We start from the raw sequence: 15,624 nt of genomic DNA on the forward strand, positions 1-15,624 counted from the left end.
GCTGGCCTCCACCGACACCGCTGCTCCGACAACGGCTGCCATCACGACAGCAGCCGCCCAGTGCCCGCAGCAGCTGGCCGCGCCATCTGCGCCGCCCTGCCTGGAGGGGTGAGCAGCCGTCGGCGTACGGTCTCGACGACCGGTTCTGGATGGTCCGAGAAGTAGAAGTGACCGCCGGGGAAGGTCAGCAGTTGGAAAGGACCTGTAGTCCACTTTTCCCAGCCCTCGGCCTCTTGGGCAGTCACCTCCGTGTCGGCGGTGCCGAGGAGTGCGGTCAGGGGGCACGGCACGGGGCCGTCGGGGTTCGCGGCGTAGGTCTCGATGAGCCGGTAGTCGCCGCGTACGGCCGGCAGCACCAGTTGTCGCAGTTCGGCCATGGCCAGGACTTCCCGGGAGGTGCCGCCGAGTCGGATCAGGTGCTCGCAGAGGGCGTCGTCGTCCAGGAGGTGCGCGGTGCCGCCACGGTGGTGCTGCGGCGCCTTCCGTGCGGACAGGAAGAGGTGCTCGGGTCCTCGGTGCCCGCGCTCGAGTAGCCACAGGACCAGTTCGTGCGCGACGGTGGCCCCCATGCTGTGTCCGAACGCCGCCCATGGCCGGTCCAGCAGGGGCGCCGCAGCCTGACCCAATGCCGCCACCAGCTCGGGCAGCTCAGTGGGGAGCGGTTCGTCCAGCCGGTGCTCACGCCCCGGTGGGCAGACCAGGACCGGTTCGATCGCGGGTGGCAGTAGGTCCTTCCAGCGGCGGTAGAGAGCTGTGCCACCACCGGCGTGCGGCAGGCACAGCAGTCGGACGGCCGGGTTCGGGTGAGGGCGGGGGCGGCGCAGCCAGGGAGTTGCGATGTGGGTCACGGTCACGATCCGGTTCTCTCACGGGGCGTACGGCGTGTACAGCTCGTCCGGTGTCGGGCTCGGCAGCTTCGGCAGGGTGGTGGGGAGTTCGGAGGGCGCCCGGTGCTCGGGCGCCGCTACGGTTTCGACGGGCCAGGGTTTTCGGGGCCCCCGCCCTGGACGGGCGCCACCTTTTTCGCTATCGCCCGCAGGATGTCGTGGCGGATCACACCGCTGCCCGCACGCATGAGGCCCCAGTAGAGGGTGAAGGCGCGGCGCGTGGCGGGGTCGGTGTTCAGGACCCGGGTTTCGGTGGACAGGCGGGTGCCGTCGCGTTCGGGAGTGAGGCGGAAGTTCATCACCACCTTGGACCAGCCCGGTTCGTCGAACTGTGCGAAGGCCTCCGGATCGCCGCGTTCGATGTCCGGGCGAGAGGGGTGCACGGCGGTGTAGCGGGCGATGTCGCCGAGGACCACCTCGCGCGGCGGGTCGGCGGCCATCTCGCGGGGTGCCATCGACTCCAGGACGCGCAGGTCCATCCCCTCGTGCGCGCCCTTGTCCACCCCTTTCACCCAGGCGGTGGGGCCGCCTCGTACCCGCATCAGGCCCAGCGTCGCGGCGAGGTCGCCGGCGCGCAGGTCCATGAGTTCGTGCCAGACCCGCTCGGGCGGGGCGGCGATCCAGCGGCTGTGGTGTTCACGCTTGTCGTAGGTCGGCAGCAGTCGTTCCAGCGTCCAGTGCATCGCTTGTCCTCGTGTCCTGGCTCCGGAGGGCCAGCAGGTCGTGTTTGCGTTCGACGTACGACAGCGCCGACAGCAGTTCCGAGCTGCCGACGGAGTGGTCGCGTTCGCCGCCGGTGATGCCCCGGATGGGCATCGCGCCGACGGAGGCCCAGCGCAGTCGTCCCGTCTCGTCGATGTAGCCGCGGGCGCGTCCGCGGTTGTCGGAGTGCAGGCAGTAGGGCACGTCGAGATAGCCCTTGGCGAAGGCGCGCAGCAGGGCCTGGCCGACGTCGGGGTGGAGGTCGAGTACGGCCTCGACGAGCTGCCGGGCCTCGGTGGCGATGCCGGTGTCCTGGGGCGGTGCGTGGGGCGTGCCCGCGCGTTCGGCCGCCGCTGCCGCGGCGGCCGCGTGCTCCAGGGCCTCGACGTTCTCCTCGATCGTGGGGATGCGGTGCGCTTCGGCCGGGGTTTTGACGATGAGCCGGGTCGCGCCGGTGCGGACCGCGAGTTCCGCGGCCGCGCGCAGCACCAGGAGGGCGCCGTCGCGGGTTCGCGGGTACTTGCCCATGTACGTGTAGAGCACGATGTGCCAGTCGGTGTCGTCCGGGATGAAGGCGGTGGCCAGCGACCTCAGCGCCGCCACCGCCTCCTCGTCCTGGCGGACGTGGGTCTGTTGTGCGTAGCTGAGCGAGACGCTGCGCAGTCCGTGCTGGTGGAAGAAGAGCGTCTCGAGGACGGTGATGGCGATGAGCAGGCCGGGCGGGCACATCTGGCCCATCATGCAGCCGCCGAAGCTCTCCAGATGCGGCTCGATGCCACGGTTCCTGAGTTCGGCGAACCGTCGGCAGGAGCGTGCCCAACTGGCGGTTGCCTCCCGAAGGGGTACCCGGCCGTAGGGCAGGCAGTACGAGACGGGGCCGCCCTCGGTGGCGTCCAGGCCGGACTCGACGAGGGCGGCGATGATGTCGTCGGGCACCGCGGAACCGTGTCTGACCTGGACGGGCAGGTGGGGTCCCGGGATGCCGTCGAGGACGGCGCGGGTGGTGGTCGGGCCGTGTGTGACGAGGGGGTAGCCGTTGAGCGGGATTCCGTCGGTGAGCGCGCGTTCCACCGAGGCGTAGTCCTTGACCCGGGTGTAACTGTCGAGGGTGAGGGTGGCGACGGTGGCTGCGCGCGCCTGACGTACGGCCAGCAGGCCCGCGCGCATCTGACGCGGGTCGCTGAAGCCCATGCGGGGCTGGACGAGCAGGCCCTGGGAGCTCCGGAGGGCGGCGAGCCCCGCGAAGGAGCCGGTCGCACTCATGAGGCGACGACCTGCCGGTGCGGCCTGGGGCGGTCCAGGGAGGCCAGGAACCGGCCCAGGGCAGCCGGTTCGGCGTCGTCCGAGAACACGGCGCTGAATCCGGCCGAGACGAGCCGGCGCGCCGTGTCCTCCTGGGCTCCCCCGGTGATGCCCAGCTTTCCGCCGATCACCACCGGGGTGTGCCGGATCTCCGGCCGGGCCCGTATCTTGCCGATCAGCCGGTGGCCGTCCGCCTGCCCATGACCGTTGACTGTACTGATCACCACCAGGTCGGGACGGATGACGGAGCACTCCTGGATCAGCAGTTCGTCCGGCACGCAGGCACCGAGGTTGACGACGCGGTGGCCCATCTCCTCCAGCAGCAGCTGCAGGAAGACGAGGTTCCAGGTGTGGGAGTCCGAGGACACGCTGCTGAGCAGTACAGTGCGGCCGCGGGGGACGGCGGCCGCGGTGACGGGATTCATGAGCATGGGATGTCTCCTGGCCTCAGCCGCAGCCGCCGGCGGAGTCGGAGTCGTAGGCACCGACCCGGTCGAGCAGTGCGGCCGGCACCTGTTCCTCGGTGGGCTCGGTGGGCTCGGTCACGGGCACGCCGGCCTTGCGCAGGGCGGGGATGAGCTCGTCCCGGAAGGCGTCGACTCGGTCCAGGCCCCAGAAGCGGTGGCGTCCGACCTTGAAGTAGGGGATGCCGAACACGTCGTCGTCGTAGGCGGCGGCGAGAGCGTCCACGCCTTCTGCGCGCAGTTCGGCGTCGTCGACGGCAGCCACCATCTCGTCGCCGTCGAACCCGGCGGCCTCGGCGATGCGGTGCAGCACCTGGGGGTCGCAGATGTTCTCGCCGCGTTCCCAGCGGGCCTCGGTCACGGCCGTGTAGAAGTCGCGCTCACGGCCGAGGTGACGCGCCTTCAGCCAGGCCAGGTGCGGCACCTCCCACCACGGGTCGATGTCCACGGGCCAGGCCATCTTGTAACCGAAGCGGGTCGAGAGCCGCTTGGTGTCCTGAAGGATGTACAGGTGCTTGGCCTTGCTCATCTGGGTGTAGTGGAAGCCGGAGTCGCGCTCCTCGAGTGCGGCCCGCGTCTTGTCGTCCGGGTCCCAGTACGGGTAGTACTCGATGACCTCAGGGGCCTGCGGGAAGCGTTCCTCGAGCCGCTTCAGGCCCATCCAGCTGAACGGGCTGCGCAGGTTGAAGTACAGGCGGGGCGGCCGCTTCATCGGGTGCCTCCCAGCAGCGCGGCACGCGTGGTGTCGTCGAACTCGGCCAGGGAACCCGCCTGTTCGCCACGGCTGACGGCGTAGCCGTGCATGATGCTTCCGGTGGCGGTGTGCACCAGCCGGCCGTCCCGGTGGACGTAGGTGTCGAAGGCGGCGGTGTACATCACGTCCTTGATGATCTCCTGGACGGTGAACACGGTGTGCAGGGTCTCTTCCATGAAGGCGTCGGCGAGCATGTGCACGCGGGCCCGGGAGACCACGGGGATCCAGCCGCGTTCGTCGAGCATGGTGCGGATGGAGATGCCGCGGTCGTCGAGGAAGCGGTCCACGACCTCCTCCATGGCCCGGACGTAGCCGGAGTGCTGGAGCCGGTCTGAGAAGTGGCAGTAGAAGTACGGGATCCGCCAGGACCACAGGAACGCGTTGGAGTCGGGCGGGGTGAGGACGGTGGCCAGGTCGGCGTCGGCGACGGCCTGGGGGTCCTGGCCGGCGGCGTCCGCGAGTGCGGCCACCTCGGGGACGACGTACGGCTCCAGGTGGGCGGGGACGGGCCGGATACTGGCCGGGGCGTCCTTGAGGGTGACCAGGGCGACACGGATCTTGCCGGTGAGGATGGTGACGGTCTCCCCGTCCCGCTGCACGGTCAGCCTGACCTTGAACGGGGCGCCGTGGCCGGGCTTGGGCTTGCCTGGTTCCACGATCGCGATCACGTCGTCGTCGATGCCGAGTGTGGCGGGCAGGCTCACCGAGTGGTCGACGATCTCCAGGCCGAGGCCGTAGGTGTGGTACAGCGTTTCGGCGCCGACGCCGCGCTCGCGGAAGTACTGGAGGATCGCCTCCTCCGTCAGATACATGAAGTGCTTGAAGCCGATCCAGGTACGGATGTTGGCGCCCTCGTAGCGGGGTCGGCCCACGGGGGTGGTGAGGGTGCCGTCCAGAAGCTCGGTCATGGGTGGTTCCTTTTGTGATGAGAAGGGTGGTGAAAAAGGTGACGAGAAGGGTGTGTCGGTCCAGGAGGTGGTGGTGTCGGTCAGGAAGGCGGTGATGTCCGCGCCGACGTCGGCGGTCTGTTCCGCGTGGCAGAAGTGCGTGTAGTGCGGACGTCTGCGGACCCTCGCCGCGGGCATGGCTGTGGCCAGGGCCGCAGCCCGGTCCTCGGACAGGGACGTGTCGTTCTCCCCCGCCAGGACGAGGGTCGGCACGGTGACGGCGCCGAGGTCCAGCTCGGTGGTGCCGGTGAACTGGAGGAACAGGCTGAGGAATCCGACGGGGCCGATCCGCTCGACCGTGGTGTCGGCCATGGCGGTCAGCACATCGGGGTCCAGACGCCGGGCCCGCTCCCCCATCCCGACCCGTATGCCGTCGGTGATGATCTGGCGGAAGCCTGCGAACGCCGCGTCGTACAGGGGCCAGTCCACCGTGAGGGTGGCGGGGCGGAAGAACGGGGCGAGGAGCACCGCGGCGCGTGGCTGGGGTGCGCCGCCGGAGGTGGCCAGGTGTTCCAGGACGGCGTTGGCGCCGAAGGAATGGCCGATCAGGACGTCGACGGGCTCGGGGACCAGGGCGAGCGCCTCGCGCAGCCAGTGGGCGGGGGTGCCGTGGTGCCGCCACCGGTAGTGGTTGCCGGCGCGCCAGGGCAGGTCCAGCACGTAGGTCCGGCAGCGGTCGTCCAGGTGTCCCGCCAGTGACTGCCATCCGGTCCAGTGGCCTTCCAGCCCGTGGACCAGGGCCGCCACGGGGGCGCCCGGGTGCGGTGCTGGGGAGGTGGGCCCCAGCACCGTCAGCCGTTCGCCCGCTGTGCGGGTGTCGGCGACCGGCGTCCACCCGTCGGGACAGGTCGCCGGGCGTGCCCCGTTCGGTTTCGCCATGTCAGCGGGCTCCCGCGAGGACGGGGTTGTTCGCCGGGTCGAGACGTACCGAGGCGTAGCCGTCCTCGCCGTCACCGCAGGTAATGAGTGCCCCGCCCGGCTCGCGGCGCTGCCCGGCGGACAGCCAGGCGGCGGCCGCTGCGAGTTGGACCACGCCGAGCGCCCCGTAGGCCTCGCCCAGATACGCGGTGAGGTCGATGCCACCTCGAGCGGCGGCGCCGGGGGCGGTCAGCCGGAGCGCGGTGGGCGCCGTGGGATCCTCCGCGGCCTCGTCCGGCCGCGGGTGGCGGCGTACGTCGCCGAGGCGCGGTCCGTCCCCGCCGGTTTCCAGTACGACGCAGGCGGCGGCCGGCCGGAGCGGGGCGGCAGTCGCGTCCGGGTGGAGCGCGGCCAGGGCGCGGGCCGTGTCGTCGCCGGGTTCGACACCGACCACGACGACCCGCCGGGCGCGCTCGCCCCGCAGCAGCAGGGCGCCCAGCCGGACTGCGTCGAGGCCGGAGGTGGCCCCCGAGCAGACCATCAGGTTCGGTCCGGTGAAGCCGTAGCGGATGGCGAGGGTGCTGGCGATCACGTTGCTGGAGGCGTTGGGGCCGTTGAGCGGGCTGACATCGTGTGCGGAGCCCGCGCGCATCCCGACCGCGATGTCGCGGACGGTTTGGACGTTGCCGAGGTTGGAGCTGACGACGACCGCCGTGTGCTCCGCTGCGGGCAGCGGCTCGGTGAGCTTGCCTGGGGGCAGTCCGAAGGCGCGATGGACGGCGCACAGCGCCAACCGGGTCGAGTCCTCCTTGAACAGCAGCCCCTTGCGGCCGAGTACGGTGTGCGCCTGGTCCGAGGCGCAGGCGGGTTCCGGGGCCACGCGGTCGAACAGGTCCCGTGCCGTCGCGGCGGCGGCACCGCCGGCCGGTGCGTCGGCCAGTGAGGGGACATGGAGGGCGTGCGCGGTGACCGTCACGCCGTCCGGGTTCATGGTCATCGCTCCACCTTGATCACGCTGACGGCGTTGACTCCGCCGAATCCGAAGGCATCGACCTGGGCCACCCGCGCATCGCAGGAGGCGGGTTCACCGATCACCAGCCGCAGCCCGGCGGCCGCCTCGATCGGCTCGGTCAGCCCCACCGTCGCGGGCACCGAGCCGGACCGCAGCGCCTCGGCGGCCACGAGCAGGCTCATCAGTGCCGCGCTGCCGGAGGTGTGCCCGATCGCCCCCTTGATTCCCGTCACCAGTGGACCCGGCGCGGCACCGGCGAACACCGTGTCCAGGGCGGCCGCTTCGGTCGGGTCGTTGAGCGCGGTGCCGGTGCCGTGGGCGAGGACGAGGCCGATGTCCTGCGGGGTGACACCGGAGCGGCGGTGCGCGTCACGCATGGCCGCGACGATGCCGCCGACGTCCGGGGCGGTCTCGTGGTGGGCGTCGCAGGACAGCCCGGTGCCCAGGACGGTGGCGAGCGGAGCGGGTCCCGCGTCGGTGGCGCGGCGCAGCACGACCGCCACGGCGCCCTCGCCCAGCAGGACTCCGGCGCGGCCCTCCTGGAAAGGCTGAAGCGCCGGCGTGGGGGCGTCGGCCACCCGGCCGATCATGGTGAGCATGGACTCGCTCATCGCGTCGCAGCCCGCCGCCACCACCGCGTCGGCCTCGCCCGCCGCGAGCAGGTCCTGGGCGAGTGCGAGGGCGTGTCCGGACGCGGAGCACGCGTTGGACACCGTGATGACCTCGGTGGCCTCGGGCAGCACCTCGCGTACGGCGGTGGTGAAGTGCAGGTCCCTGCGGCGCACCGGGACGCCGTCCAGGGCCCAGCGCTCGACGGCCCGCAGCTCGCGCAACCCGGTGCCGACGATGACGGACACCCGCTCGCGGGCCGGGTCCACCCCGGCCTGGCGGACGGCGCCCAGGACGCAGCGGGCGAGCCAGCGCCCGGCCCGCAACGGCAGTTCGTCGCCGCCGTCCACGTCATCGTCCACGTGGTAGCCGCGGGTGACGTTGATGCGGTCGCTGTCGTAGAACCGCAGCGCCTGGCTGCCGTCGACGCCCTTGGCCAGGGCGGCGAAGGTGGCGTCAGTGCCGCCGTGGCAGGTGAACAGGTCAGCCCCGGTGATCGCGACGTGCACGGTGCCACCCCCTCAGCACGGCCGCGCCGACATTGCCGTCGGGGGAGACCGAGGTCACCACGGACACCGCCCCGTCCAGCTCCGGATGGCTGCGGTGGCCGGCCAGCAGGGCGGCGATCTGCAGCGAGCCGGAGGCGCTGTGGCATTCGCCGACCCACTCCTTGGCCTGCACCCGCCACACCGCGGTGCCGAGCGCGGCGTCGGTGCCGCGGCGCTCGATGTCGTCCAGGCGGGCGATGCCGCACTCTCCGGTGGCGAGCGCCCGCACGTCGGCCGGCTCCACTCCGGCGCGCTCCAGCGCGCGGCGGATGCAGCCGGCGAGCCCGGCCCCGGCGTCGGGTTCCCGGCCCGGGGCGCCGTAGGTGCCAACCTCAATGGCCAGGACCTCGGCGTCGGGCCGGCGTCCCTGTTCTCGTACCGTCGAGGCGTCCTCGACGACGAAGACGGCGGAGCCCTCGCCGACCTTGGCCCGGCCCTCCTCGGCGGAGTGCTGGCGGTGGGTGAACCAGGCGGTGTGCGGGCTGAACTCCTCGACAGAGCCGACGAGCAGGGCGTCGGCGTAGCCGCGCCGGATCTGGTTGCGGGCGTAGCGCAGGGCGCTCAGTCCGGCGAGCTGGCCGCCGGCGACGGTGGCGTTGACGCCCTTGAGCTTGTGCCAGATCGCGGACTGGCCGGCCGCGCAGTTCATCACGGTGTTGGGGAACAGCACCGGGTTGACCAGATACGGCCGGTCGTTCTCCAAGGTCTCGCGGCTGTAGTCGCTGGTGGCCTTGATGCTGCCGGCGGTGGTGCCCAGGACGATGCCGACCCGGTCGCGGTTGTCGTCCGTGACGGTCAGGTCGGTGTCGTCGAGGGCGAGGGTGCAGCCCAGCAGCCCGAGCGCGGTGCTGCGGTCGAAAAAGCTGGTGCCCTTGCGGCCGAGATGATCGCGGACCTTGAAGTCGGGCAGGGCGAAGGCCTGGTCCTCGGGCAGGTCCTCGTCGAACATACCGGTGACGTCGCGCAGTCCGCTGCGGCCTTCGCGGATGGCCGCGGTGAATTCGTCGGCGCCGATGGCCAGGGAGGAGACGACGCCCCAGCCGGTGATGGCGAGGGTGGTGTCGCGGGTGGTACGGGAGCTGGGGCCAGTGGGGTCCGGGGCGAGGGCAGCTGTGGTGTTCATATGACCTGTCCGAGGATGGTGATGGCGTTGTTGCCGCCGAAGGCGAAGCCGTTGTTCTGCACGACCTTGGGGTGTGCCGCACGGCTCTCGTTGGGCACGGGGTCGATGGCCGGCAGTTCGGGGTCGGGCGTGTTGTAGTTGGTGGTCGGGGGCAGGAAGCCCTCGTCGATGGCGAGCGCGGAGGCGATCGCGCCGAATCCGCTGGCGGCGCCCATGGTGTGACCGAGCATGGACTTGATGGAGCTGATCGGCGGGGGCCGGTCGCCGAAGACCTCGACGACGGCCTGGGCCTCCATGGCGTCGTTCGCCGGGGTGCCGGTGCCGTGGGCGCAGATGTAGTCGACGTCGGCGGGGCTGATGCCGGCGTTGCGGTGGGCCCGCCGCATGCACTCGGCGATGCTGACGGGGTCGGGGGCGACCATGTGGTTGGCGTCGCAGTTGAGGCCGTAGCCGAGCACCTCGGCGTAGATGTGCGCGCCGCGTGCGGTGGCCGACTCCAGGGTCTCCAGGAAGAGGGCGGCGCCGCCCTCGCCGGTGAGGATGCCCGAGCGGTCCTTGTCGAAGGGCGAGCAGACCTTCTCGGTGAGGGCGCCGAGCCGGTAGAAGCCGGCGTGGGCCCAGCGGCATACCGAGTCCGCGCCTCCGGCGATCATGTAGTCGGCGTCGCCGGTGACGATCTGATCGTAGGCGTAGCCCAGCGCGTAGTTGCTGGCCGAGCAGGCCGTGGACAGGGTCACGGCTTCTCCGGTGAGGCCGAGTTCCTGGTTGACGGCAGTGGCCAGCCGGGCAGCGGGGACCTGGGCGGCGTGAGCGGGGGTGACGCCGGACAGCCCGCCGTCCACCCATTCGGCGGTCAGTGCCTCGATGACCTGGGACTCGCCGCTGGTGGTGCCGATGCTGGAGCCGGCGGCGGCGTCGGCCAGCGTCTCCTCGTCCAGACCAGCGTCCTCGACGGCCAGTCGCGCGGCCGCGGCCGCGAACAGGCTGGATCGGCCCCACTCGAAGGGCGAGATGGTGTGCAGCAGCGCGCGGGGATCGAAGTCTGCGACCTCACCGGCCATGAAGTGCGGGAAGCCGGAGGAGTCGAAGCTGGAGATCGGGGATATGCCGCTGGTGCCGGCGCGCAGCGCCAGACCGAAGTCCTTGACGCCGATGCCGATGCTGGAGATGGGTCCGAGTCCGGTGATGACGACACGTCGGTTCATGGTGATCAGTCCTGCCAGCCGGCCTGCTCGGCCACGACGTCGTAGACGGCCTTGAGGTTGCCCATCTCGGGCAGTGCGGACTGCGGGATGTCGATCTTGTACTTCTTCTCGATCCTGGCGAGGATCTCGATGGCCCGCAGCGAGTCCGCCTCGTGCTCCTCCACGAACGAACCGGTCTCGGTGATCTCCTCCGGCTCGGCCTCGAGGACTTCGGCGACGATCTCGCGCAGCTCTTCCAGGTGCTGGTCACGGGCTTCGGACATGGGTGTTCTCCTGAGTCTGGCTGGGGATGGGGCCGGTGGTGTGCGGCTTTGGGGGTGGGGTGGGTCAGGTGCCCTGGTCGAGGCCGTCGCGTACGACGGCGAGGACTGAGCCGAGGGTGACGATCCGGCGGTCGCCCACCCAGATCTCCCCGCGCATGAAGGCGTTGTCGCCGATGATGCGGTCGATCTCGACGACGTGGCGCAGCACGTCGCCCGGGTATGCGCCGCCGTTGATCGTCACGTCGCGGGCGGAGCCGAAGATGAGGGTTCCCCCACGCTGTTCGCCCTTCGCGGCGGCGGAGTACAGCCACAGCACGGCACCGCTCTGCCCGAACGACTCCACGAGCAGGGAGGCCGGATATGCGTACGCGGACGCGGGAAGGTCCTCGTCCAGTCCCGCGTAACAGAGTTCGCTGCCGGTCACGGTCTTGGTGGCGACGAGGCGCACCCCAGGTTCAATCTCCAGGACGCGGTCCACGAGCAGGACGGGGTGACGGTGCGGGAGGATGCGCCGGATGTCGGCGTGTTCAAGCGTCGTCATCGTCGTCCGTCCGCTCGATGCGCAGTTCGAGGGTCATCCGGGCGGACAGCGCACCGTCCCCGCGGTGGCAGCGGACCTTGGCCCGGACCGCCCCCGGGGTGTCTTCATGTTCGGACAGGTCGCAGCCGATGCGCAGGGTGTCCCCAGGCAGCAGCGGGGCCGCGAAGCTGATCGAGGTGATGGCGGTCAATTCGGCCACCGTGCCCGGACCGTGTTGTCGCGCGGCCCAGTGGCGGATGGCCTGCTGCACGGATTCGAGGGTGAACACGCCAGGGTAGATGGTGAAGTCCGGGTAGTGTCCGGCCAGATACGGGTCGCCGGCGACGATCCGCTTGACCGCCTCGACCCGCCCGCCGACCGGGGTGTCCGCGACGTCCACGGTGTCGACCGCGGCCAGCGGGGCGGCGAAGGAACGGCTCACAGGACGATGCCCCCGTCGACCTGGAGCACCTGCCCGGTGATGTAACCGGCCCGGTCGGAGACCAGGAACGACACCAGTTCGGCCACGTCCTCGGGGACGCCGAAGCGGCGCAGCGGGACGAGATCAAGCGCCTGGGCGCGCATCTTGTCGCTGAGGCCCGCTGTCATGTCGGTCTCGATGAAGCCGGGGGCGACGACGTTGACCCGCAGGCCGTAGGGAGCGAGTTCCTTGGCGAGGGCCTTGCTCATGCCGTTGATCCCGGCCTTGGCGGCGGAGTAGTTGGTCTGGGCCCGGTTGCCGTAGACGCCGGCCACCGAGGAGATGTTGACGATGACGCCCTGCTTGCGCTTCATGAAGCCGAACGCCATCGACCGGCAGAAGTTGAATGCGCCGGTCAGGCTGGCGTCGATGACGGCCTCCCAGTCCTCCACCGGCATGAGCACGAGCGGGTTGTCACGGACGATGCCGGCCGAGTTGACGAGGGTGTCCAGGGGGCCGAGTTCAGTCTCGGCCTCCTTGATGAAGGACTGGACGGCCTCGAAGTCCGCGACGTCACAGGGGGCGTGGAAGCAGCGCACGCCCGTCTCGCGAATCCGCTCGGCCGTTTCCTGGGCCCGTTCCTTCTCGCTGCGGTAGCAGAAGGCGATGTCCATTCCGTCCTGGGCGAGGCGGAGGGCGACGCTCGCGCCGATACCGCGCGATCCCCCGGTGACAAGAGCACGGCGTTGTGTGGGCATGGGAAGTTACCTCGTGCTTCGGGTGTGGATGTCGGGCAGTGGTGGTGCGGGGACAGTGGGAAGCTCACCAGCGGGTGGTCTCGCCGAAGAAGTCCTCGATGGCGGTGGTTTCCTTCTCCTCTCGGGCTTCGCTGTACACGAACGCGCCCACGGCGAGGTCGAGGACGCCGAGTCCGAAGGGGGAGAAGATGACGGGCTGGTCGCGCAGCACGCGCCGCCGGCCGCGGATCACGTCCGCGAGGGTGCCGTTGACGAAGTCGCGGTGGCCGAACTTCTGCTCGGCCAGGTGGGGTGAGGTGTTGGCGGTGAGGCAGTGGTCGATGTCGTCGAGGAAGTTGTAGGAGCCCGCGATGATGTCCGGGCCGATGTCCCGCAGCGAGATGTTGAGGACGACCTGGCCGGAGGTGAAGGTGCTGGGCCGGGTGAGGTAGGGCTCCGCGGCGGTGGTGGCGAGCACCACCAGATCGGCTTCCGCGATCGCCTCGTCGCGGGCGGGCGCGGTGCGTGCCGGGCGTCCGAGGGTGTCGGACACGTATGCGGTGAGGGATTCGGCGTACCGCGGGTCCTGGTCGTGCACCAGTACCTCGTCGATCTGCCAGTCGCGGTCGGCGAAGAACTCCAGGATGTTGCGGGCGATAATGCCAGCGCCGATGACCAGCAGCCGCCGGGCACTGCGGCCGCCGGTGAACGTCTCGGCGGCGAGCACGGCGGAGGCCGCGGTGCGGGCGGCGCTGATTTGCGCGGCCTCCAGGCAGGCGAAGGGGTAGCCGGTCTCGTAGTCGTTGAGTAGCAGGACGGCCGAGGCGCGCGGCACCGAGTGCTCGATGTTGGCCGGGAAGCTTGCGATCCACTTGATGCCGGCGACCGAGTGCCGGCCGCCCAGATAGGCGGGCAGGGCGATGATGCGGCTGTCGGGCTTGTCGGGGAAGCGCAGGAAGTGGCTGTTGGGGTTGACCGAGTCACCCAGGTCGTGGGTGAGGTAGGTGTCGCGTACCTCGTCGACGATTTTCGACCGAGAGCGGTCGATGACGCGGCGGGCGGTTTCGCCGCTGACGACGTGGAAGTCGAACATGTCAGCCTTTCAGAAGCAGTGAGCCGTCGGCGTCCGGGTGGTCTCCGGCCTCCGGCGGGGTCAGCGCCTGGTGTCCGAAGTGTTCGGCGACCCAGGCGTCGTTGTAGACGGTGTTGAGGTAGCGGTCCCCGGTGTCCGGTGAGATGGCCACCACGGTGGATCCGGGCGGCAGTGCGGGTCCCTTGCGTGCCACGGCCGCGAGGACGGAGCCGGTGGAGCCGCCCACGGCGATGCCCTGGCTCCGGGCGATGGCGCGGCACGTGCGGACCGCGTCAGCCTCGGGGACGATGACGATGTCGTCGACGAGTTCGGGGTCGCACAGCTCGGGCCTGCGGCTGGTGCCGAGGCCTGGCAGGTGCCGTTTTCCGGGCGGGAAGCCGAAGGTGACGGAACCGGCGGTGTCCACGGCGACGATCCGGGTGCGCGGGGAGCGGTCGCGGAAGTAGGCCGCGCAGCCCATCAGGGTGCCGGTGGTGCCGGCGCCGATGAACAGGTGGTCGACCTCGGGGACCTCCTCGAGGATGGCCACGGCGGTGCGTTCCCGGTGGATGCGTGGGTTGGCCTCGTTGGCGTACTGGTTGGGCCAGAACAGGGAGGTGTCCTGCTGGAGCCGGTGGTGGATGTAGTCGATCCTCGACTGCAGGTATCCGCCGTTGGCGTCCTTGGTGTCGACGACCACCACCTGCGCGCCGAATGCCCGGATCATGGCGGCGTTCTGGGGGGAGGTGTTCGGGTCGGTGACGCAGGTGAAGTGGTATCCCCTGGCGGCGCACACGGAGCTGAGCGCCACGCCCAGGTTTCCCGAGGATGACTCGATGATGTGGCCGCCCGGGCGGAGGAGGTTCCACCGCTCGGCGTCCTCGATGAGGCCGATGGCGGTCTTCAGTTTGATCGAGCCGGCCGGATTGAATCCCTCCATCTTGAGCAGCAGCCGGATATCGGGGACGAGTCCGTCGAGCCGCAGGAAGACGCGGTCGAAGACCAGGTCCTGCGCGGTGTCGTACATCAATGTCCTACGCGCCTTTCTGGGCGCCGCGGATGGTTGATCACGTAGGTCCGGGTGGCGAGGAAGAGCAGGATTCCCCACACCAGGAACGACATGTCCCACACGAACAGACGCCACAGCAGTGGCTTCCATTCGACGGGGTCGGAGGGGGTGAGCACGCCGAGCGCCACCAGGAGCAGGCTGCCGACCTGCAGAGCCCCGTAGAGGGTCAGCAGTGCCGCGCCGCCCCAGCCCGCCGTCAGCATCAGGGGGCGGGGGACGACGCGGCCCCACGGCCGGACGAGGGACAGCGAGAAGAGACCGCCCGCGATCTTGAGTGCGCCGGTGATCCAGACGACGGCGATGAATCCGGGGTCCCGGCGCTGGGCCATCCGCTGGATGGCGCCGCCGAGGGTGTCGATGGCGAAGGTGCCTCCGGCCGCCCAGTAGAAACTGAACAGGCCGAAGACGATGGCCAGCACCGCGGCGGCGTGGCCGGCCCAGGCCTTGTGCTGTTTGCCGGTGTCCCGATCGGTTTCCCGAGCTTCTGCAGCATGCATGTCCGTCGTCCGTCTCTCTCCTCGTGACGTCGTCGCCTGGCGGAGGCGGGTCAGTCCTGCCAGCCGGCCTGCTTGGCCACCACGTCGTAGACGGCCTTGAGGTTGCCCATCTCGGGCAGCTCCGACTGCGGGATGTCGATCTTGTACTTCTTCTCGATCCTGGCGAGGATCTCGATCGCGCGCAGCGAGTCCGCCTCGTACTCGTCCACGAACGAACCGGTCTCGGTGATCTCCTCCGGCTCGACCTCGAGCACCTCGGCGACGATCTCGCGCAGCTCGTCCAGGTGCTGGTCACGGGCGTTGGACACGGTGGACTCCTTCAGATGTGTTCCGCTGGTGCGGTGTGTTCTTCGGTGGGTGGTGCGGTGTGGGGGGCGGGGTCTGCGGGCCGGCCGTCAGGAGGCGGCCTGGTCCATGGCGTCGACAAGGCTCTTGGGGCGCATGTCGGTCCAGTTCTCGTTGATGTGGTCCAGGCACGCCTGGCGGCCGTCGGGGCCGTGGACGGTGGTCCAGCCGGCCGGTACCTCGGCGAAGACCGGCCACAGGGAGTGCTGGCCCTCGTCGTTGACCAGCACCAGGAAGGTGGCGTCGGCGTCGTCGAACGGGTTGCTCATCTCGTCCTGTCTCTCTGTGC

At 70.4% G+C, this 15,624-nt stretch carries 19 protein-coding genes; all 19 read right to left on the reverse strand.

What is annotated here, in order from left to right; all coding sequences use genetic code 11:
- Window positions 1-41 precede the first annotated feature (41 nt).
- Window positions 42-848, reverse strand: a complete 807-nt coding sequence (locus tag ACFY4A_RS31860) for a thioesterase II family protein (RefSeq protein ID WP_390832792.1) — start codon at window positions 846-848, stop codon at window positions 42-44.
- A 116-nt stretch (window positions 849-964) separates the two neighbouring features.
- Window positions 965-1,570 (reverse strand): hypothetical protein, encoded by a 606-nt coding sequence (locus ACFY4A_RS31865; RefSeq protein ID WP_390832793.1) that lies wholly within the window; start codon window positions 1,568-1,570, stop codon window positions 965-967.
- Window positions 1,524-2,852, reverse strand: a complete 1,329-nt coding sequence (locus tag ACFY4A_RS31870) for a methylaspartate mutase (protein WP_390832794.1) — start codon at window positions 2,850-2,852, stop codon at window positions 1,524-1,526. The genes ACFY4A_RS31865 and ACFY4A_RS31870 overlap by 47 nt, the downstream gene beginning before the upstream one ends.
- Window positions 2,849-3,322, reverse strand: a complete 474-nt coding sequence (locus ACFY4A_RS31875) for a cobalamin B12-binding domain-containing protein (protein ID WP_384438328.1) — start codon at window positions 3,320-3,322, stop codon at window positions 2,849-2,851. The genes ACFY4A_RS31870 and ACFY4A_RS31875 overlap by 4 nt, the downstream gene beginning before the upstream one ends.
- Window positions 3,323-3,338: 16 nt before the next feature.
- Window positions 3,339-4,067, reverse strand: a complete 729-nt coding sequence (locus tag ACFY4A_RS31880) for a 2-hydroxychromene-2-carboxylate isomerase (RefSeq protein ID WP_390832795.1) — start codon at window positions 4,065-4,067, stop codon at window positions 3,339-3,341.
- Entirely contained in the window at window positions 4,064-5,935 is a 1,872-nt protein-coding gene (locus tag ACFY4A_RS31885) for a serine aminopeptidase domain-containing protein (RefSeq protein WP_390832797.1), read from the reverse strand. The genes ACFY4A_RS31880 and ACFY4A_RS31885 overlap by 4 nt, the downstream gene beginning before the upstream one ends.
- Window position 5,936: 1 nt before the next feature.
- Entirely contained in the window at window positions 5,937-6,911 is a 975-nt protein-coding gene (locus tag ACFY4A_RS31890; RefSeq protein ID WP_390832798.1) for a beta-ketoacyl synthase N-terminal-like domain-containing protein, read from the reverse strand.
- The gene (locus tag ACFY4A_RS31895; RefSeq protein ID WP_390832799.1) at window positions 6,908-8,044 is read right to left on the reverse strand and encodes a beta-ketoacyl synthase N-terminal-like domain-containing protein; all 1,137 of its coding nucleotides are present in this window, start codon (window positions 8,042-8,044) and stop codon (window positions 6,908-6,910) included. The genes ACFY4A_RS31890 and ACFY4A_RS31895 overlap by 4 nt, the downstream gene beginning before the upstream one ends.
- A complete protein-coding gene (locus ACFY4A_RS31900; RefSeq protein WP_390832801.1) occupies window positions 8,019-9,206 on the reverse strand; it encodes a beta-ketoacyl synthase N-terminal-like domain-containing protein in 1,188 nt (395 codons plus the stop codon). Before ACFY4A_RS31900 ends, ACFY4A_RS31895 begins: the two co-directional genes overlap by 26 nt.
- Window positions 9,203-10,411, reverse strand: a complete 1,209-nt coding sequence (locus tag ACFY4A_RS31905; protein ID WP_390832802.1) for a beta-ketoacyl-[acyl-carrier-protein] synthase family protein — start codon at window positions 10,409-10,411, stop codon at window positions 9,203-9,205. Before ACFY4A_RS31905 ends, ACFY4A_RS31900 begins: the two co-directional genes overlap by 4 nt.
- Before the next feature lie 5 nt (window positions 10,412-10,416).
- Window positions 10,417-10,674, reverse strand: coding sequence for an acyl carrier protein (locus ACFY4A_RS31910; RefSeq protein ID WP_390832803.1), 258 nt, complete (start codon window positions 10,672-10,674; stop codon window positions 10,417-10,419).
- Window positions 10,675-10,738: 64 nt separating this feature from the next.
- Complete coding sequence (locus ACFY4A_RS31915; RefSeq protein ID WP_390832804.1) at window positions 10,739-11,215, reverse strand: 3-hydroxyacyl-ACP dehydratase FabZ family protein; 477 nt, start codon at window positions 11,213-11,215, stop codon at window positions 10,739-10,741.
- Entirely contained in the window at window positions 11,202-11,636 is a 435-nt protein-coding gene (locus ACFY4A_RS31920; protein WP_390832805.1) for a 3-hydroxyacyl-ACP dehydratase FabZ family protein, read from the reverse strand. The genes ACFY4A_RS31915 and ACFY4A_RS31920 overlap by 14 nt, the downstream gene beginning before the upstream one ends.
- Window positions 11,633-12,373 (reverse strand): 3-oxoacyl-[acyl-carrier-protein] reductase, encoded by a 741-nt coding sequence (gene fabG, locus ACFY4A_RS31925; RefSeq protein ID WP_390832806.1) that lies wholly within the window; start codon window positions 12,371-12,373, stop codon window positions 11,633-11,635. The genes ACFY4A_RS31920 and fabG overlap by 4 nt, the downstream gene beginning before the upstream one ends.
- A 64-nt stretch (window positions 12,374-12,437) precedes the next feature.
- The gene (sbnB, locus tag ACFY4A_RS31930; protein ID WP_382621098.1) at window positions 12,438-13,445 is read right to left on the reverse strand and encodes a 2,3-diaminopropionate biosynthesis protein SbnB; all 1,008 of its coding nucleotides are present in this window, start codon (window positions 13,443-13,445) and stop codon (window positions 12,438-12,440) included.
- Window position 13,446: 1 nt separating this feature from the next.
- Window positions 13,447-14,451 (reverse strand): 2,3-diaminopropionate biosynthesis protein SbnA, encoded by a 1,005-nt coding sequence (sbnA, locus tag ACFY4A_RS31935; protein WP_390832807.1) that lies wholly within the window; start codon window positions 14,449-14,451, stop codon window positions 13,447-13,449.
- A complete protein-coding gene (locus ACFY4A_RS31940) occupies window positions 14,451-14,990 on the reverse strand; it encodes a DUF3995 domain-containing protein (protein WP_390832808.1) in 540 nt (179 codons plus the stop codon). Before ACFY4A_RS31940 ends, sbnA begins: the two co-directional genes overlap by 1 nt.
- Window positions 14,991-15,040: 50 nt before the next feature.
- Window positions 15,041-15,298 (reverse strand): acyl carrier protein, encoded by a 258-nt coding sequence (locus ACFY4A_RS31945; protein ID WP_390832809.1) that lies wholly within the window; start codon window positions 15,296-15,298, stop codon window positions 15,041-15,043.
- Between the two features lie 87 nt (window positions 15,299-15,385).
- Window positions 15,386-15,604: an MbtH family protein gene (locus tag ACFY4A_RS31950; RefSeq protein WP_390832810.1), complete on the reverse strand. Its 219-nt coding sequence runs from the start codon at window positions 15,602-15,604 to the stop codon at window positions 15,386-15,388.
- Window positions 15,605-15,624 lie beyond the last annotated feature (20 nt).

It is taken from the genome of Streptomyces sp. NPDC001292 (assembly GCF_042896465.1).
GTDB lineage: Bacteria > Actinomycetota > Actinomycetes > Streptomycetales > Streptomycetaceae > Streptomyces.